The organism is Prevotella sp. tf2-5 (genome assembly GCF_900115435.1).
Lineage (GTDB): Bacteria > Bacteroidota > Bacteroidia > Bacteroidales > Bacteroidaceae > Prevotella.
On record NZ_FOWK01000002.1, the window covers coordinates 52425 to 69450 of the forward strand.

15 protein-coding genes and 2 pseudogenes are annotated in these 17026 nt (G+C 46.4%); 7 read left to right on the forward strand and 10 right to left on the reverse strand.

Going from position 1 to position 17026, the window contains the following annotated elements:
• Nucleotide 1 precedes the first annotated feature (1 nt).
• From BM257_RS02220 to trpB, 9 genes and pseudogenes are all read right to left on the reverse strand, one after another.
• Nucleotides 2-2665 carry a glycoside hydrolase family 88 protein gene (locus BM257_RS02220; protein ID WP_092067826.1) on the reverse strand — a complete coding sequence of 888 codons (2664 nt, stop codon included), beginning with the start codon at nucleotides 2663-2665 and terminating at the stop codon, nucleotides 2-4.
• Between the two features lie 156 nt (nucleotides 2666-2821).
• Nucleotides 2822-3598: a tryptophan synthase subunit alpha gene (gene trpA / locus BM257_RS15080; RefSeq protein ID WP_255405497.1), complete on the reverse strand. Its 777-nt coding sequence runs from the start codon at nucleotides 3596-3598 to the stop codon at nucleotides 2822-2824.
• Nucleotides 3599-3658: 60 nt separating this feature from the next.
• Nucleotides 3659-4264: pseudogene (locus tag BM257_RS15085) on the reverse strand (phosphoribosylanthranilate isomerase); the annotation flags it as partial.
• Nucleotides 4265-5053, reverse strand: a complete 789-nt coding sequence (gene trpC, locus BM257_RS02230; protein WP_092067830.1) for an indole-3-glycerol phosphate synthase TrpC — start codon at nucleotides 5051-5053, stop codon at nucleotides 4265-4267. It abuts the pseudogene before it with no gap.
• A gap of 46 nt (nucleotides 5054-5099) precedes the next feature.
• Complete coding sequence (gene trpD / locus BM257_RS02235) at nucleotides 5100-6098, reverse strand: anthranilate phosphoribosyltransferase (protein WP_092067832.1); 999 nt, start codon at nucleotides 6096-6098, stop codon at nucleotides 5100-5102.
• 51 nt (nucleotides 6099-6149) lie between these two features.
• On the reverse strand, nucleotides 6150-6713 hold the full coding sequence (locus BM257_RS02240) for an anthranilate synthase component II (protein ID WP_092067834.1): 564 nt from the start codon (nucleotides 6711-6713) through the stop codon (nucleotides 6150-6152).
• Between the two features lie 21 nt (nucleotides 6714-6734).
• Entirely contained in the window at nucleotides 6735-7601 is an 867-nt protein-coding gene (locus BM257_RS15250) for an anthranilate synthase component I family protein (RefSeq protein ID WP_369821298.1), read from the reverse strand.
• A gap of 71 nt (nucleotides 7602-7672) precedes the next feature.
• Nucleotides 7673-8135: pseudogene (locus BM257_RS15255) on the reverse strand (anthranilate synthase component I family protein); the annotation flags it as partial.
• Nucleotides 8122-9330 carry a tryptophan synthase subunit beta gene (gene trpB, locus BM257_RS02250; RefSeq protein WP_092067838.1) on the reverse strand — a complete coding sequence of 403 codons (1209 nt, stop codon included), beginning with the start codon at nucleotides 9328-9330 and terminating at the stop codon, nucleotides 8122-8124. The pseudogene BM257_RS15255 and the gene trpB, both read right to left, overlap by 14 nt.
• Before the next feature lie 290 nt (nucleotides 9331-9620).
• On the opposite strand from trpB, the gene BM257_RS02255 reads away from it, so the two are divergent.
• On the forward strand, nucleotides 9621-10031 hold the full coding sequence (locus tag BM257_RS02255; protein ID WP_092067840.1) for a PaaI family thioesterase: 411 nt from the start codon (nucleotides 9621-9623) through the stop codon (nucleotides 10029-10031).
• 169 nt (nucleotides 10032-10200) lie between these two features.
• Here BM257_RS02255 and BM257_RS02260 read toward each other — a convergent pair whose 3' ends face one another.
• Complete coding sequence (locus BM257_RS02260; protein WP_092067842.1) at nucleotides 10201-11184, reverse strand: ROK family protein; 984 nt, start codon at nucleotides 11182-11184, stop codon at nucleotides 10201-10203.
• Nucleotides 11185-11340: 156 nt separating this feature from the next.
• Between BM257_RS02260 and BM257_RS02265 the strand changes: the two genes are divergently transcribed.
• From BM257_RS02265 to BM257_RS02290, 6 genes are read left to right on the forward strand one after another with little or no spacing between them, the layout of a single operon-like run.
• Nucleotides 11341-12003 carry a LysE family translocator gene (locus tag BM257_RS02265; protein WP_092067844.1) on the forward strand — a complete coding sequence of 221 codons (663 nt, stop codon included), beginning with the start codon at nucleotides 11341-11343 and terminating at the stop codon, nucleotides 12001-12003.
• 2 nt (nucleotides 12004-12005) lie between these two features.
• The gene (locus BM257_RS02270; RefSeq protein ID WP_092067846.1) at nucleotides 12006-12551 is read left to right on the forward strand and encodes a DUF4924 family protein; all 546 of its coding nucleotides are present in this window, start codon (nucleotides 12006-12008) and stop codon (nucleotides 12549-12551) included.
• Nucleotide 12552: 1 nt separating this feature from the next.
• A complete protein-coding gene (rfbD, locus tag BM257_RS02275) occupies nucleotides 12553-13401 on the forward strand; it encodes a dTDP-4-dehydrorhamnose reductase (RefSeq protein ID WP_092067848.1) in 849 nt (282 codons plus the stop codon).
• Nucleotides 13398-14984, forward strand: a complete 1587-nt coding sequence (locus tag BM257_RS02280) for a peptide chain release factor 3 (RefSeq protein ID WP_092067850.1) — start codon at nucleotides 13398-13400, stop codon at nucleotides 14982-14984. Before rfbD ends, BM257_RS02280 begins: the two co-directional genes overlap by 4 nt.
• Entirely contained in the window at nucleotides 14984-15565 is a 582-nt protein-coding gene (locus BM257_RS02285; RefSeq protein WP_092067852.1) for an L-threonylcarbamoyladenylate synthase, read from the forward strand. The genes BM257_RS02280 and BM257_RS02285 overlap by 1 nt, the downstream gene beginning before the upstream one ends.
• Nucleotides 15566-15586: 21 nt before the next feature.
• Complete coding sequence (locus BM257_RS02290; protein WP_255405446.1) at nucleotides 15587-17023, forward strand: DUF3943 domain-containing protein; 1437 nt, start codon at nucleotides 15587-15589, stop codon at nucleotides 17021-17023.
• Nucleotides 17024-17026 lie beyond the last annotated feature (3 nt).

The following is a 17026-nucleotide window of genomic DNA, read 5'->3' on the forward strand; positions in this document are numbered from 1 at the left end:
CTTAATTCTTCAAATTCTCTGTCGTGTAGCCCATCATCTCCATCTCAAGAGACGCCCAGATGAACGGACCGACACCCTTGGCATCATTGTCACGGATGGGCTCGCTAAGGTAGTAGTCGTAACTACCGTCACGCCTCTTGTTCTCCTTGACACTGCCTTGCGGGTTGATTCTCTTTAACGCCGCCTCTACCTCAGGGGTCGCTGCGGGACCGAGTCCTGCCACAGAACAGCAGTTGGTGAGGGAGATTGTCTTGTCAGGGTTTACCTTGATGAAGTTCTTGATGATACCTTGATAGGCACGGATACCTGCATCACGGTATTTCTCTCCAACATAGCCCATGCGGTAAGCTTTCAGAAGGGCATAAGCAAACATGCTGGAGCAGGTACTCTCCAGATAGTTCCCTTGGCGGTCTGGAGCATCCATCACCTGATACCATACACCACTCTTCTTATCCTGCCATTTCAGGATCGCATCGAAATCTTTGACAAGCAGTTCTACCACCTCCTGTTTACGGGCATAGTTGTCTGGCAGTGCATCCAGCACCTCGATGAGCGCCATGGTATACCAGCCCTGGGCGCGCCCCCAGCAGTGTTGTGAGAGTCCAGTTTCCTTGTCAGCCCAGAAGGTCTTACGTGTCTCATCATAGGCGTGGCGGTTCAGTCCGGTCTTAGGATCAAAAGTACGGTTATAGGTAATCTTCAACTGATTGACGGCATCGTCGTAAATCTTGGTGACAGCACCTTTTTTCGCATCCTTCGCTGATGTGGTGATAGGGGCTGTCAGTGTACGGAAAGGCAGTCCCATGAAGATACCGTCAAGCCATACCTGATAGGCATAGATAGCCTTGTGCCAGAATACCTTATCGGCAATGGTACGTGGCTGGTTCTGCAACTGCTTCATCATAAGCTGCATGGCAAGCAGGTTCTTGGGTTCAGGGTATTTCTGGTACATGCGGGTCACAAAATGTCCTGTGCGGATGTTGTCAAGATTATAGTCCAGGATATTGAAACCACGGATATTACCATCGGCATAGATCATGGTGTCAGTATACTCCTTGCAATACTTCAGGATGTCCTCGCCCCCATAGCGTAGATAGGTGTCGAGCATACCCTCCAGTTCGATACCCATCACATAGCTCCATTTGGGGGCGTCGGAGAAATCGAGGAGGTATGACTTCGGTACTCGTTTCATCTCGGAGTAGGTGAGCCACTCGCTATAGTGCTTGTAGGGCATCTCCTGCAATACCAGTGAACCATTGATGAGGAGATTCTCGTACTTGACATCCTGGGCAAGTCCTATCTGATGGACTGGCTTGTTATAGACTCCGTCAAACTGGCAGTTGCGTACGGTGATGTTATTAACGGTATAGGCAAGTTTCGGATCCTCATAGCCTACAATCATGACACCATACTTGGACTTCTTACAAGTAACGTTTTCCATAGTGACGTTACGTACTGTGGGATAGAAACCGCGACAACAAACTTCCTTGGGCTCGTAGTCGGTGTTGATCTTCAGTACTGCCTCACCACACTGACCAACGGTGACATTACGCATGTTGATATTCTCGATGATACCACCACGGCAGGAGTTGGTCTTGATACGAAGGACACGGTCGAGATTAGGAGAGTCCATCTCACAGTTTTCGGCATAGACATTCTGACAACCGCCAGAGATCTCAGAGCCGATGACGACACCGCCGTGACCGTTCTGCATCTTACAGTTACGGATGATGATGTTCTTAGAGGGTCTTCCAGCGTAACGTCCTTGTCCCCCCTGACGCCCGTCATTGTTTCGGGCGCTCTTGATGGCGATACAGTCGTCACCGGTATTGAAATAACAATTCTCTATCAATACACGGTCGCAGGACTCTGGGTCACAACCGTCACCATTGGGACCGTCATTATTGATATGTACACCACGTACCGTGATATCTGTAGATAACAAGGGATGGATTACCCAAAAGGGGGAACGCAGCAAGGTGACATCCTCAATGAGGATGCCCTCACACTGGTTGAAATTAATCATCTGCGGACGTAGTCCGTCTGCCGGTCCAAAGCGACGCTCATCCATATCAACACCATCCTCTGCTGATTTCAGCAAACGAGGACGACTGTTCTCATTCCACTGGGTAATCGGCATTCCGTCTTTGTAACCAAAACGCTTGTTGCCGACCCAAGGCCACCACGTTTCCATGCTTCCACCACCGTCGATGGTTCCTTTACCCGTGACGGCGATGTCCTTTGCCTGATAGGCGTAGATCAGCGGGGAGAGATTCCAGCAGTCCAGTCCCTCCCAACGTGTTGGTACGATAGGATAAAGCTCTGGCTCAAAGGCAAACTCCAGAACGGCACCTTCCTCCACGACAAGGTTGACACCGCTCTTCAATTGAATGGCTGCTGTCAGGAATTTCTGCCCGGCAGGAACAACCACTCGTCCACCGCCCCTTGCAGAACATTTATCAATCGCTTTCTGAATGGCTTTTTGGTTCTTTGCCGCCGTTCCGTCAGTCTTGGCACCAAATTTGGTAATCACATATTCCTTGTCAGTGAATTGTGGTACACGGATACTTTTCTCAATTTGCTTGTACTGTTGCTCGTCCCAACCTTTAGCTTGTGCTGAGAGGGCAATGACGCACAACATCAGCAATGGAATTAGTCTTCTCATATCATCTGTTTTAGTAGTTTGTGCAAAGGTACAAATAAGTGAGTAAAAAGCCAAATTTTATTTGTTTTTTTTAGAACGAAAGTACCTTCGACGGAGTCAAAGGTAACAAAAGAAGAGCGAAAACTCGCTCTTCTTCCACATTATTTGTAGTCATAATTATTGCTCAAGGGCTTGGAATAGCTTGTCCAATGCCTCGTCGGCATCCTTGCTCTCACTTAGCAGGGTGACGAATTTTGAACCGATGATGGCACCGGCGGCATTTTGTTGGGCTGCCTCCAATGTCTGTTTGTTGGAGATCCCGAAACCTATCATACGAGGATTACGCAGGTTCATGGCATTGATACGGCGGAAATATTCCTGTTTTGCCTCATCGAAACTCTTCTGGGCTCCTGTGATGGCTGCTGACGATACCATATAGATGAACCCGTCAGTGTGCTCATCAATAAAACGGATACGTTCTTCGGAGGTTTCTGGTGTGATGAGCATGATGATGCGGATGTCGTATCGGTCGGCGATAGGTTTGACCACTTCCTGATAGTCCTTGAAGGGCAGGTCAGGGATGATGACTCCGCTTACACCGCTTTCAACACAACTCTTGCAAAAAGCTTCAATGCCATACTGCATGATAGGATTCAGATAACCCATGAGGACGAGAGGTATTGAGACCTCATTCTTGATTGTCTCAAGTTGTGTGAACAGTTTATGCAGGCTCATTCCGTTTTTCAAGGCGTTGGTTGCCGCATCTTGGATGACGGGACCGTCTGCCATGGGATCGCTGAAGGGGATTCCTACCTCAACCATAGCAATGCCGCGACGCTCCATGGTCTTAATGACATCTGCGGTACCCTCAAGGGTTGGACAACCTGCACAGAAATAGAGACTGAGTAATTTCTTGTCTTTGTTCTCGGAGAACAGTTTATTGATTTTGTTCATAGTTTTGATGTTTTTTATAGTGCCTATAGTATCTATAGTTCCTATAGTATCTATAAATTGTTTTAATAAAGTGATATCTTTGAGGGCAGGCTTTTTCTCAAAACAGGAGTTGAGGTCGATGCCCATGCAGCTGGGGTGACGGAACGCTTTTACCTTCTCCGCATCGTCAGGACCAATGCCACCACTGAGAAGGAAAGGTGTGCTACTCTTGTAGGCGGTGAGTACCGACCAGTCGAATTGGGTGCCATTTCCTCCCACCATCTTTGCTTTTGTGTCGAAGAGGAAGTAGTCTACAATGCCTTCGTAGGGTCTTGTCTGTTCTAAATCCGTTGCAGTAGCGATGTTCAGTGCTTTGATAATGGTGATGACTTGATTGCCGCACTGAGATCGGAGCGTGTGGATGTATGAAGGACACTCCTTACCATGTAATTGAATGATGTCCAGTCCGTATTCTTCCACCTTTTCTCTCACCTCCTCAATATCGGCATCCACGAAGACACCGACACGTTTTTGTCTGGTGGGGAGATATGAGGGCTTTTTACTCACATAGCGACTTGACTGGGGCGAGAAGATAAAACCGAGCCAGTTGATGTTCAGTCCTTCAATGGCGCGTATATTCTCCGGGTCGCGCATCCCACAAACCTTGATAAGCATATCGTCCATCATTTAGAGTTTAGAGATGAAATCCTTTAGTGTCTTACCAGGATCTTCCGTCTTCATGAATGTCTCTCCGATGAGGAATCCGTGAAATCCGGCGAGTCGTAAGTCTTTGATGACTTGTGGATTGGATATCCCGCTCTCGCTGACTTTGACGGAATCGACGGGAAGTAACGACGCAAGTCGGAAGCTGTTCTGTACGTCAGTGATGAAAGAACCGAGATGACGGTTGTTGATACCACACATATCTGGCTCCAATTCCGCATATTCCAGTTCTTCCTCGCCATGCATTTCCAACAAGACCTCCAATCCTAACTCGTGGGCGGTATGAAGATATGCCTTACACTCTTTCTTGGTTAAGTCTGCGGCTATTAGCAGGACGGCAGAGGCGCCACAGAGGCGAGCTTGGAAGAGTTGGTACTCATCGATGATGAAGTTCTTATATAGAATAGGTATCTGTACGCCAGCATGCCTGGCAATACGGATGAACTCGTCCTTGCCTCCGAAATACTTCTCGTCTGTGAGAATAGACAATGCCGTGGCGCCATTCTCCTGATAGGAGAGGGGAATTTCCTCCGCTCTGCCCTCTTCCTTAATCCATCCCTTGGATGGAGAGCGTCGCTTGAACTCGGCGATGATACCTGTATTAGAGTCTTTCAAAGCCTTCGACATGGATGGAACGCTAAAATCAAGCATCGACTCTACTCTACGATGAATCTCCTTTTCAGGGAGTTGTTGCTTAAAGTGCTCTACCTCAAGGCGTTTATGCGCTACTATTTCTTGTAAGATATCAGTCATTTTCTATGGGTTCTATAGGTAACTATAGGAACTATAGTCACTATAGTTATGAATTAAGTTCTGCGAATTTCTTGAAAGTTGCGAGTGCCTTACCGCTATCTATTGACTCTCGTGCCATCTCAATGCACTCCTCAATTGTCTTTTGCCCTTTTTCCAAGACTTGGATGCCGAAGGCGGCATTGGCAAGGACAATATTCTTCTGAGCAGGAAGAGCACGATTCTCCAATACAGCATCAAAGATGGCGGCAGCCTCTTCCTCGGTGGCACCCCCTACCAGTTCCTCTGGTTTGGCAATCTCAAAACCTAAGTCTTGCGGTTTGAAAATTCGCTCATACTGGTTTGTGGTCACCTTGAAATCGCTGGTGAGGGATATCTCGTCATAGCCATCGATACTGTTGACGATGCCATAGTCGATGCCTATTTTCTGATATACATTATTATATAAACGCATCTGGTCAAGATTTGCCACTCCTAACAACTGACATTTCGGCTGACTGGGATTCACCAACGGACCTAGCAGGTTGAAGATGGTGGGAAACTGTAACGCTTTACGGATAGGACCGACGAACTTCATTGCCTTGGCAAAAAGCTGAGCGTGAAGATAGACAATGCCTGCTTCGTTAAGACTACGGTTCAGACGGTCAATATCGTCCGTGAATTTGATACCATGATGCTGGATGACGTTAGAAGCACCTGATACAGAGGTAGCGGCATAGTTTCCATGTTTCGCTACTTTATAGCCTGCACCAGCAATGACGAAGCATGAGGTGGTGGAGATATTAAAAGTGTTCTTACGATCCCCTCCAGTGCCTACTACATCAATGTAACGGTCGGCATTCAAGATGGCAGGGACACCAGTCTCTAAGATTCCGTCACGAAAACCGAGCAGCTCGTCAACGGTAACACCTCGCATCTGCAGCGCCGTTAATAAAGCGGTAATTTGCTCATTAGGGAATTCACTTTGCGTGATACCTATCAGGATATTTTTCATTTCCTCACGGGAGAGTTCCTCGTGGTTGAGCATCCTGTTGAGGATGTCTTTCATTGTCTGTTTCATATTTTTATTATTTTATAGTTACTATAGGCACTATAGTGATTAAAGAAAGAGCCAGTTTTGCAGCATTTTCTTACCGTCGGGGGTGAGAACGCTCTCGGGATGGAACTGGATGCCACGGATATTAAGGGTCTTGTGCTTAAGTGCCATGATGAGCCCATCGTCACTCTCCGCCGTCACTTCAAGACTATCCGGAAAGCCCTCTTTGCTAACCACCCATGAGTGGTATCGTCCCATGACGATACGGTCGGGGAGTCCGGAGAATATCTCGTCTCTTCCTAGTTGGACACCTTCTGTGGCAACACCATGGAAGACTTCTCTCAAATTCTCCAACTTCCCACCAAATACTTCTCCAATAGCCTGATGTCCCAGGCAGACACCAAGGATGGGTTTCTTGCCTGCATAGGTCTTGATGACATCCAACAACAGTCCTGCCTCAGAGGGGATACCAGGTCCGGGTGACAGGATAATCTTCGCAAAAGGTTCCAGCTGGGATAATTCAAACTGGTCGTTCCTATATACAGTGACCTCTGCGCCTAACTCTTTCACTAAATGCGCAAGATTATAAGTAAACGAGTCGTAATTATCGATAATGACTATTTTCATAATAGGTTTGATAGTTTTTCTTTATAATTTTTCTGCCATGAGGATAGCACGGCGCAGGGCACCGAGCTTGTTGTTTACTTCTTGTAATTCGTATTCCTCATCACTCTTTGCCACGATGCCGCCACCAGCTTGGAACCAAAGCTCACCATTGCGGGAGACAAAAGTGCGGATGGTGATGGCTTGATTTAGACTGCCGTTCAGTCCAATATAGCCGATGCAACCGCCATAGGCCCCACGGTTGTGTGGCTCGTATTCACTAATCAGTTGCATGGCACGAACCTTCGGTGCTCCACTCAGTGTGCCGGCAGGGAAGGTGTCGATGAAAGCCCTGATAGGATCTGCTCCCTCATCGAGTTCTCCGCTAACACGGGATACCAAATGAATCACATGAGAGTAGTATTGTAAGTCTTTATAAAAATCGACCTTCACCCCATGGCAGTTGCGGCTGAGGTCATTGCGGGCAAGGTCTACCAACATGACATGCTCCGCATTCTCCTTGGGATCCTTACGAAGATATTCTGCTCCCTCACGATCCTTCTCCGCATCGCCGGTACGTTTAGTCGTACCGGCAATAGGATCTATATATGCCCGTCTACCTTCGATTCGGCAATGTGTCTCTGGTGAGGAACCGAAAATACGGAAACCGCCAAAATCGAAATAGAAGAGGTATGGGGAAGGATTGATACTCCTGAGTGCTCTGTAGAGTTTGAAGTCATCACCCTCATATTTTTGAATAAAGCGCCGAGAAAGAACAATCTGGAAGACATCTCCACGCAGACAGTGCTTGATACCTCTACGGATGTTCGCTTTGTGTTCTTCGTCAGTCAAAGGACTAGTGACCTCTCCTACGGGATGGAAATCGTAAGTCTGTACATTTGCCTTGCCCATGGCCCGGAGGATGTCCGTTATTTCTATACCTTGTGCCTTTTCTGAGATACTGATGATTGTCAGTTGACTGTTAAAGTGGTCGAAGACAATAATGTCCTTATATAAGATATAGAGCATGTCCGGTGCGTCATTCTTCTCCAGCGTCTCATCCTTGACAGCGATATTCTCGAAATAGCGTACAGCATTGAAAGAGGTATAGCCGTAGAGACCGCAATATTCGGTGTGCTCTCCCTCAATATGAATACGATCAATGAGAGCATGGATGGCTTCTGCCGTCCCATATTCCTTATTAATAATATGTTGCTCTTGGCTGCCATTTGGGAAACTGATGACAGCCTCCCCATGTGCAATAGCTACAGAGGCGATGGGGTTGATGCCGATAAAAGACCTGGAATTGTCCTTGTCGTGGTAATCGGAACTCTCCATTAAAGCGCTTTGCGGATAGATGTCACGTAACCGCATATAGACTCCTACTGGTGTGTAGAGGTCGGCAAGAATAGTCTTGCAGTTAGTGGTATAATTAAAAGTCTCCATATTCTCCAGCCATTTCCTTATGTGATAAATAGGTCTCCACGTCCTTGTCCCCACGACCACTGACGGTCAGGACAACGACGTCTTCCTTCTTGAATTTCATCTTGCTTAGGGCTGCAATGACATGGGCACTCTCCAAAGCAGGAATAATGCCTTCCATGCGTGTCAGTTCATAGGCTGCTCTAACAGCCTCGTCATCATTGATGGAATAGACAGTGGCTCGATGCTGTGATGCAAGATTGGCATGCATCGGACCAATACCAGGGTAGTCAAGCCCTGCAGAGATGGACTCCGCTTCAATAATCTGTCCGTCAGGAGTCTGCATGACTAGTGTCTTCGCACCATGCAAAATACCTAGTCTTCCGGCATGGATGGTTGCCGCCGTATGACCAGTGTCTGCCCCCAGACCGCCAGCTTCCGCAAGGACAATTCTCACTCGCTCGTCATCAATATAATGGTAGATGGTCCCAGCTGCATTGCTGCCTCCTCCCACACACGCCATTAGGATGTCGGGGTAGTCCCTGCCGATTTTATCTTGCAGTTGTTCCTTTATCTCCGCTGAGATGACACTTTGCAGGCGTGCCACCATATCGGGGTAAGGGTGGGGACCAACCGTGCTTCCTATTATATAAAAGGTGTCTGCAGGGTGACAGCACCAGTCACGAATAGCTTCGTTAGTGGCATCTTTCAGTGTCCAGTTACCTGTTTTGACGGGACGGACCTCAGCACCCAGCATCTTCATTCTCTCAACGTTGACATGTTGGCGCTCCACGTCTAAGGCACCTTGATAGACCACGCAGGGCATGTCCATAAGAGCACAGACCGTAGCTGTCGCCACACCGTGTTGTCCTGCTCCTGTCTCGGCAATAATGCGTTTTTTGCCCATTTTCTTCGCAAGCAGAATCTGACCAATGGTGTTGTTGATCTTATGGGCACCTGTATGATTCAGGTCTTCCCGCTTCAGATAAAGTTGACATCCATACTTGTCGCTCATACGCTTGGCATAATAGAGTGGGGATGGACGACCCACATAGTCACGAAGGAGTTCCATGTACTCTTTCTTGAACGCTTCCGATTCTATAATCGGCAGGTATTCCTCTTGCAACTTCTGTACAGTGGCATAAAGAATCTCAGGAACATACGCTCCACCGAATTCTCCATAGAATCCTTTCTCGTCTACTAAAAATGATTTCTCCATATTATAATTGTTAAGTTCTTATTGCTTGACGTTAAAAGGGCTCGTCGCGTTAACGACGAGCCCTTGATATTTTATGAATACATATACGGCATCGTACCCGCGACTATTTCAATCTCGAGCAACGCCACCACCATGCATTCTTCAAATTCGTCATTGTATAATCCCAGTTTTTATGTTTATGGCTGCAAATGTACATAGAATTCTTTTAATAAGCAAACTTTTTCGTGATTATTTTTACAGTTTGGAATAAAAAGTGTAATTTTGCCGACGAAATGTAAATAATAGCAAGGATGAATATTCAACAGTTTTTAAATACAAATGATCATTTTGCAGCAGCTGCTGGGTGTCGTATTATTGAGATTGGTGAAGGACGAGCGGTTGCAACGATGCTTGTTACTCGTGAGCATCTGAATGCAGGTGGTGTTTGTCAAGGAGGTGCCTTCTTTACTCTTGCCGACCTTGCTTTGGCTGCGGTGATGAACAGCCGCGGGCAATTGACTTTTGGTATTCAGAACAATATCATGTACCTTGCCTCAGCTCATGAAGGGGATGTCCTGACTGCGGAGGCGATAGAAATAGCTAATCACCACAAGATTCCTTCCGTAGAAGTTCGTATTACCAACCAAGAGGGAATGTTGTTATGTCATGTGACAGGATTGGCATATAGAAAACATAATCCGCTAATCATAGAAGAAAAGTAGAGGCGATAGCAAAAAAAATCGTTAAAAATTTGCAATTTTGCTGATTAAGTACTATATTTGCCCCCGATAAGGCTTTGTCGGCAATTGCCAACTATCTTATCACATTAGATTATGAAGTGAGGTTGGTAGCGTCCTGCACCAACCTCTTTTTCATAATCATCATTTTATTTTACTGAATCTCCCAGCCTATGGCGGAAGCACCGAGAACTGCTGCGGAAGCACCGTCAAGACCGCTGACCAGGAACTGTGCCTTGTTACGGAAAATCTGAAGAACATTCTCATTGTATGCCCTCTTGATAGGCTCCATAATCAGGTCACCAGCTTTGACGATGCCACCGAAGAAAATGAAAGCCTCAGGGGAAGAGAAGGCGGCAAAGTCTGCGCAAGCCTCACCGAGCATCTTACCTGTAAATTCGTAAATCTCCTTGGCAAGCTCATCGCCTTTCCCTGCAGCAATGCTGACATCCAGAGAGGTGATATCCTCAGGATTCATCTCACGGAGCAAAGAAGGACGGTCTGTCTTTGCCAATAGCTCACGTGCCGTACGGGCAACACCAGTAGCGGAGCAGTAAGCTTCCAGACAACCGGTTCGTCCACAACCACAGGAACGACCTTCTGCGCCACGTACCATGATGACATGTCCTAATTCACCAGCGAAACCGTCGTGGCCATAGAGTAACTGTCCGTTAACAACAATACCTGAGCCGACACCAGTTCCCAAGGTGATGACAATAAAATTCTTCATTCCACGAGCCACGCCATATACCATCTCACCGATAGCAGCGGCATTGGCATCGTTGGTCAGTGCTACGGGAATACCAAGGGCATCACTGAACATCTTTGCTAAAGGTACGATGCCGTCATGGGCCCATGAGAGGTTCGGGGCGAATTCAATGGTGCCGTTATAATAGTTTCCATTAGGAGCACCAATACCCATCGCCTTGATCTTGTCAATACCGCCGACTTGCTCGATGATAGGCTGTAGCGCTTCCACACATGCTTTGACGTAATCCTCTACTTTCTCATAACCGCCGGTCTTGATAGCCGTTGTTGCTTTGATATCACCACGGGCGTCAACAATTCCGAAGACAGAATTGGTCCCTCCTAAGTCTAAACCGATGACATACGGTTTGATTCCTTGTTGTTCAATCATAAATATGAATATATTTTAAGTTATAGAATATTTTGCTTATCAGTCTGCAAAGATAATAAATAAACTAGATAAATCGAAGAATCTACAGATTAAAAAATATAAAATCTATGAAATCTGTGTCTTCTGTGGTTATTTTTTTGTACCTTTGCATCCGATATGCCATTTCATGTACCTATTAATATATTGGATTTCATCTTCAAGGGCATACTGATAGGCATGATTGCCTCTGCCCCGATGGGACCTGTTGGTATCCTTTGTGTACAACGGACGTTGAACAAAGGACGCTGGTATGGTTTTGCCACAGGCTTAGGTGCGGCAGTGAGTGATATCATTTATGCGGGTATCGCCGGTTATGGTATGTCGTTTGTAATGGATTTTATCACCAATGACCAGAATCGTTTCTATTTGCAGTTGGTTGGTAGTGTGATGCTTTTGTGTTTCGGATTATATACTTATTATACAGATCCCACCCGTAAGATGCATCGGTCTGGTCAGCAAAAAGGTACGTTATGGTATAATATGTGGACGGCATTCATTGTGACCTTTTCTAATCCCCTGATAGTATTCCTTTTCTTGGCAATGTATGCTCAGTTTGCCTTCGTATTGCCGGACCATCCTTTTGAGATGCTGGTAGGTTTTATGAGTATTGTCGGGGGAGCCTTACTATGGTGGTGGGGACTGACATGGCTAGTGGATAAGATACGGACGAAATTCGATGAGTTCGGTATTCGTCTGATTAATCAGATTATCGGTGTCGCAGTGATAGTGGGCTCCATTATTATGTTATTGGGAACGACAACAAACCTGTTGAGATTTTAGTGATGTTAATAGCACAAGAGTTAAGACGTAAGAATATAGCGGAGTATCTGCTTTATATGTGGCAGGTGGAAGATACGATTCGTGCCTTCGGCTGTTCTCTGAGCCGTATCAGAAGGGAATATATTGACCGCTTTGACTATACTGATGAACAGAAAGAGGATGAGGCAGACTGGTTTGGCAATTTGATTCGTATGATGAACGAAGAGGGTTGTCGGGAGAATGGTCATATCCAGATTAATAAAGTCGTGCTTCAACAGTTGGAAGAGTTACATGTCCAGTTGTTAGGCAGTTCCAAGTTCCCGTTCTATAATTCCGAGTATTATAAGGTGCTCCCTTATATCGTGGAGTTGCGTAACCATGGAGCCCATAAAGAGGAGAACGAGATAGAGACCTGCTTTAACTCCCTGTACGGAGTCATGATGCTGCGTTTACAGAAAAAAGACATCTCTCTGGAGACACAGCATGCCGTCAAGGAAATCTCTACCTTCATAGGTATGCTTAATGATTATTATCTGAAAGATAAACAAGAACCCTTGGAATTCGACTAAGATGAATATACTGATAACAGGTTGTAATGGTCAGTTGGGTAATGAGATTCAGTTGCTGGAGAAGGAGAATCCCCAGCATCAGTGGTTTAATACCGATGTGCAGGAGTTGGATATCACCAATGTGGATGCCGTCAGACTCTTTGTCCAAGAACATCAAATAGATGGAATCGTTAATTGTGCCGCCTATACAGCTGTCGACAAGGCGGAGGACAATGAAGAGCTATGTACTAAGCTGAATGCGGAGGCTCCTGCTTATCTTGCTAAGGCAATTGGGGATCGTGGCGGATGGATGATACAGATATCTACTGACTATGTATTTGACGGATCGAAACATACCCCTTATGTGGAAGATGATGACACTTGTCCGAATAGTGTTTATGGACGTACTAAACTGGTAGGTGAACTCAATGTTCAGAAACTCTGTGAGCGTTCGATGGTTATCCGTACGGCATGGTTATATAGTACTTTTGGTAATAATTTTGTGAAGACCATGATTCGTTTGGGGAAAGAGAGACCAGAACTAGGTGTCATTTTTGACCAGATAGGTACACCGACTTATGCCCGTGATCTCGCCATAGCAATAATGACAGCGATTGATAAAGGAATAGTCCCGGGGGTCTATCATTTTTCTAATGAGGGGGTTATCTCCTGGTATGATTTTACGAAAGCCATTCATCGTATGGCTGGAATCACCTCATGTCATGTGAGACCTTTGCATACGGCGGAGTATCCTACGCCAGCCAATCGCCCCCATTATTCAGTTTTGGACAAGACGAAAATCAAACAGACTTATGGTATCGAGATTCCTTATTGGGAGGAGAGTTTGAAAGATTGTATAGAGAAATTATGAATCAGGAGATAGAAAGAAGACGAACGTTTGCGATTATTTCGCACCCGGATGCTGGTAAGACAACGCTGACGGAGAAGTTTTTGTTGTTCGGTGGACAGATACAGGTCGCCGGCGCAGTGAAGAATAATAAGATTAAGAAGACAGCGACCTCCGACTGGATGGATATTGAGAAACAGCGTGGTATCTCGGTGTCTACCTCTGTGATGGAGTTTGACTATACGCCTGATGGCTCAGATATAGAATATAAGGTGAATATCCTTGACACCCCGGGTCACCAAGACTTCGCCGAGGATACTTATCGTACGCTGACAGCTGTTGACTCAGCCATCATCGTGGTGGATGGAGCGAAGGGTGTGGAGACGCAGACCCGTAAACTGATGAATGTTTGTCGCATGCGAAACACTCCAGTGATTATCTTCATCAATAAGATGGACCGTGAAGGTCGTGACCCGTTCGATCTGCTGGATGAGCTGGAGCAGGAACTGGAGATAAAGGTACGCCCTTTGTCTTGGCCTATCAACCAAGGTGCTAAATTCAAGGGGGTGTATAATATCTATGAGCAGAAACTGGATCTGTTTACACCGGATAAGCAGCGAGTGACGGAAAAAGTGGAAATAGACATCAATAGTTCCCAACTTGATGAACGTGTCGGTGAGCATGATGCTGCCAAGCTCCGTGAAGACTTGGAGTTAGTGGATGGCGTCTATCCGGAGTTCAAGGTGGAGACTTATCGTTCTGCCGAGGTTGCTCCCGTATTCTTTGGTTCTGCCTTGAACAACTTTGGTGTTCAGGAACTACTGAACTGTTTCGTAGAAATAGCCCCCAGTCCTCGTGATACCAAGGCGGAGGAGCGTATGGTGAAACCTGAGGAGCCTAAGTTTACAGGTTTTATCTTTAAGATAACGGCAAATATCGACCCAAATCATCGTTCTTGTATTGCGTTCTGTAAGGTGTGCAGCGGAAAGTTCCAGCGTAACCAGCCCTACCTGCATGTCCGTCAGGGGAAGACACTTCGTTTCTCTAGTCCTACCCAGTTTATGGCACAGCGTAAGTCCACTATCGATGAGGCTTGGCCTGGAGATATCGTGGGATTGCCGGATAATGGCATCTTTAAGATTGGTGATACCTTGACAGAGGGAGAGCAGTTACATTTCCGTGGCTTGCCTTCGTTCTCCCCGGAGCTCTTTAAGTATATTGAGAATGATGACCCGATGAAATCCAAGCAACTCCAGAAGGGTATCGACCAGTTGATGGACGAGGGCGTCGCCCAGTTGTTTGTCAACCAGTTCAATGGTCGTAAGATTATCGGTACCGTAGGACAGTTGCAGTTTGAGGTGATCCAATATCGTCTGGAGAATGAGTATAATGCCAAGTGCCGTTGGGAACCCGTCCATCTCTACAAGGCTTGCTGGATAGAGAGCGACGATGCGGCAGAGTTGGAGAACTTCAAGAAACGCAAGTACCAATATATGGCGAAGGACAAGGAGGGACGTGATGTCTTCCTCGCCGACTCTGGCTATGTGCTCTCAATGGCACAAGAGGACTTCAAAAATATCAAGTTCCATTTCACCAGTGAGTTCTAATGACAAGAGAAGAAGATATACGAAAAGCAGTGGAGGTGCTGCGAAAGGGTGGGGTGATCCTTTATCCTACAGATACTGTCTGGGGCATTGGTTGTGACGCTACCAATGCGGAGGCGGTGAAACGGGTTTATGAGATAAAGCAGCGTGATGACTCTAAGGCTCTGATTTGTCTGGTTGACAGTGATGCCCGTCTGCAGCGTTATGTACGTAATGTACCAGAAGTTGCCTGGCAACTGATAGACAGTCTTAAAGAGAGTGATTGCAGGCCTACGACCCTGATTCTTGACGGTGCGATTAACCTGGCTCCGAATCTGATAGCTGATGATGGAAGTATTGGTATGCGAATTACACAGGAACCTTTCTCCAAAGAACTATGCTACCGTTTCCAGAAAGCTTTGGTGTCAACTTCTGCGAACATCAGTGGTGAGCCTGCTGCGCAGAACTATTGTGATATAGACCCTCGTATCGTTGAGGCAGTAGATTACGTTTGTTGGAGCCGCCGTCAGGAACATAAACCCCATCAGCCTTCCAGTATTATCCGTTTGAGGGAAAATGGTGAGGTTGCGGTTATCCGAAAATAGTTAGTCCGTGTTTTTGCAGAAATGAAGAGGGTCTTGATACTTTGTGTGGTAGTGTTGCTGACCAGGATGGCGGTAGCTCAGATCGTAGAAGACTCTGTTCGTCCCTCACGACCATGGCGTGCTGCTGCAGAGGTGATTGGCATCAATGCCTTCGTTCATTGTTATGATCGTTTTATTGCCCGTGAGGATTTCGCCAAGACGACTCTGCATAGTATCCGGGATAATTTCAAGAGAGGTTTTGTGTGGGATAATGACAATTTCAACACCAACATGTTTGCGCATCCCTATCATGGCAACCTGTATTTCAGTGCTGCCCGATCAAACGGGATGAATTTTTGGCAGTCCTATCCATACGCTCTAGGCGGTTCCTTGATGTGGGAGTTTTTCGGTGAGAATACGCCTCCCTCCATTAATGACCTGTTTGCCACCAGTATTGGAGGCGCGGCAATCGGTGAGACCACCTACCGTATCTCGTCTATCGTGTTGGATGATAGTAAACGGGGGTGGCAGCGTGTCTGGCGTGAGGTGTTGGGAGGTGTCGTCAATCCAGTACGCCTTATCAACCGTCTTATCACTGGTGATGCATGGCGGGTGCGTTCTACCAAACACCGTTATCATGACTTTGATGTGATACCACTTGACTTTGAGATATCTGCGGGAGCACGATATTTAGCAGAAAAAGGTTCCTTTGAACATGGGGATTTTAATCCTTATGTCAATCTTCTATTCCATTATGGTGATCCGCTGGGCGAGGTGAATGAGCCTTACGATTTTTTTTCTGCCGAGGCTACTTTTGGATTTTCAAACCGTCAACCATTAGTCAATGCCATTCATCTGGTAGGACAATTGTGGGACACCCCCATTCTTTCTAACCAAAAAATACAGATGAATTTCGGTTTTTACCAGCACTTTAATTTCTACAATTCTGAGGCGATAAGGAAAGAAAAGGATATCATCCCCTATCGGATCGGTGAGACAGCTTCGGTAGGGGCAGGCTTCGTCTACCGTATTCCTCAGATATGCAGGAAAGTCTCTTTGGAACAACGCCTTTTCCTCAATGGTATTATCTTAGGCGGTTCACTAAGTGACCATTATCATGTGCAAGAGCGTGATTATAGTCTGGGAAGCGGATTCTCTGCAAAACTGCACACCTTTATGGAATTCGGACGTTATGGTCGGCTGTCCCTTTTCGCGGATATTTATAAGTTATATACCTGGAAAGGATATGATGAGGAACTGGTTGCGAAATTGGATAATCTGGATTATATTAACGCCCAGGGTGATGCCGGTAGTACCACCTTGATCGTTCTTAATCCACGGCTTCAACTGAATATCACCCGTCACTTACTGCTTGACCTTTATGGCAGCTATTTTTATAGACGCTCTATCTATCGTGACCACGACGATGTGAGCATGAAAACTTTTGAATTGCGTGCAGGACTGACTTATAACTTGTAGTGA

Bases quoted from the DNA above. Each gene is read 5' to 3' on its own strand.
- trpA (WP_255405497.1), bottom strand. From the start codon at position 3,598: ATGAACAAAATCAATAAACTGTTCTCCGAGAACAAAGACAAGAAATTA.
- BM257_RS02280 (WP_092067850.1), top strand. From the start codon at position 13,398: ATGAATCAGGAGATAGAAAGAAGACGAACGTTTGCGATTATTTCGCAC.
- trpD (WP_092067832.1), bottom strand. From the start codon at position 6,098: ATGAAAGACATCCTCAACAGGATGCTCAACCACGAGGAACTCTCCCGT.
- BM257_RS02285 (WP_092067852.1), top strand. From the start codon at position 14,984: ATGACAAGAGAAGAAGATATACGAAAAGCAGTGGAGGTGCTGCGAAAG.
- BM257_RS02255 (WP_092067840.1), top strand. From the start codon at position 9,621: ATGAATATTCAACAGTTTTTAAATACAAATGATCATTTTGCAGCAGCT.
- BM257_RS02260 (WP_092067842.1), bottom strand. From the start codon at position 11,184: ATGATTGAACAACAAGGAATCAAACCGTATGTCATCGGTTTAGACTTA.
- BM257_RS15250 (WP_369821298.1), bottom strand. From the start codon at position 7,601: ATGGGCAAGGCAAATGTACAGACTTACGATTTCCATCCCGTAGGAGAG.
- BM257_RS02290 (WP_255405446.1), top strand. From the start codon at position 15,587: ATGAAGAGGGTCTTGATACTTTGTGTGGTAGTGTTGCTGACCAGGATG.
- rfbD (WP_092067848.1), top strand. From the start codon at position 12,553: ATGAATATACTGATAACAGGTTGTAATGGTCAGTTGGGTAATGAGATT.
- BM257_RS02240 (WP_092067834.1), bottom strand. From the start codon at position 6,713: ATGAAAATAGTCATTATCGATAATTACGACTCGTTTACTTATAATCTT.
- BM257_RS02270 (WP_092067846.1), top strand. From the start codon at position 12,006: ATGTTAATAGCACAAGAGTTAAGACGTAAGAATATAGCGGAGTATCTG.
- BM257_RS02220 (WP_092067826.1), bottom strand. From the start codon at position 2,665: ATGAGAAGACTAATTCCATTGCTGATGTTGTGCGTCATTGCCCTCTCA.
- trpC (WP_092067830.1), bottom strand. From the start codon at position 5,053: ATGACTGATATCTTACAAGAAATAGTAGCGCATAAACGCCTTGAGGTA.
- trpB (WP_092067838.1), bottom strand. From the start codon at position 9,330: ATGGAGAAATCATTTTTAGTAGACGAGAAAGGATTCTATGGAGAATTC.
- BM257_RS02265 (WP_092067844.1), top strand. From the start codon at position 11,341: ATGCCATTTCATGTACCTATTAATATATTGGATTTCATCTTCAAGGGC.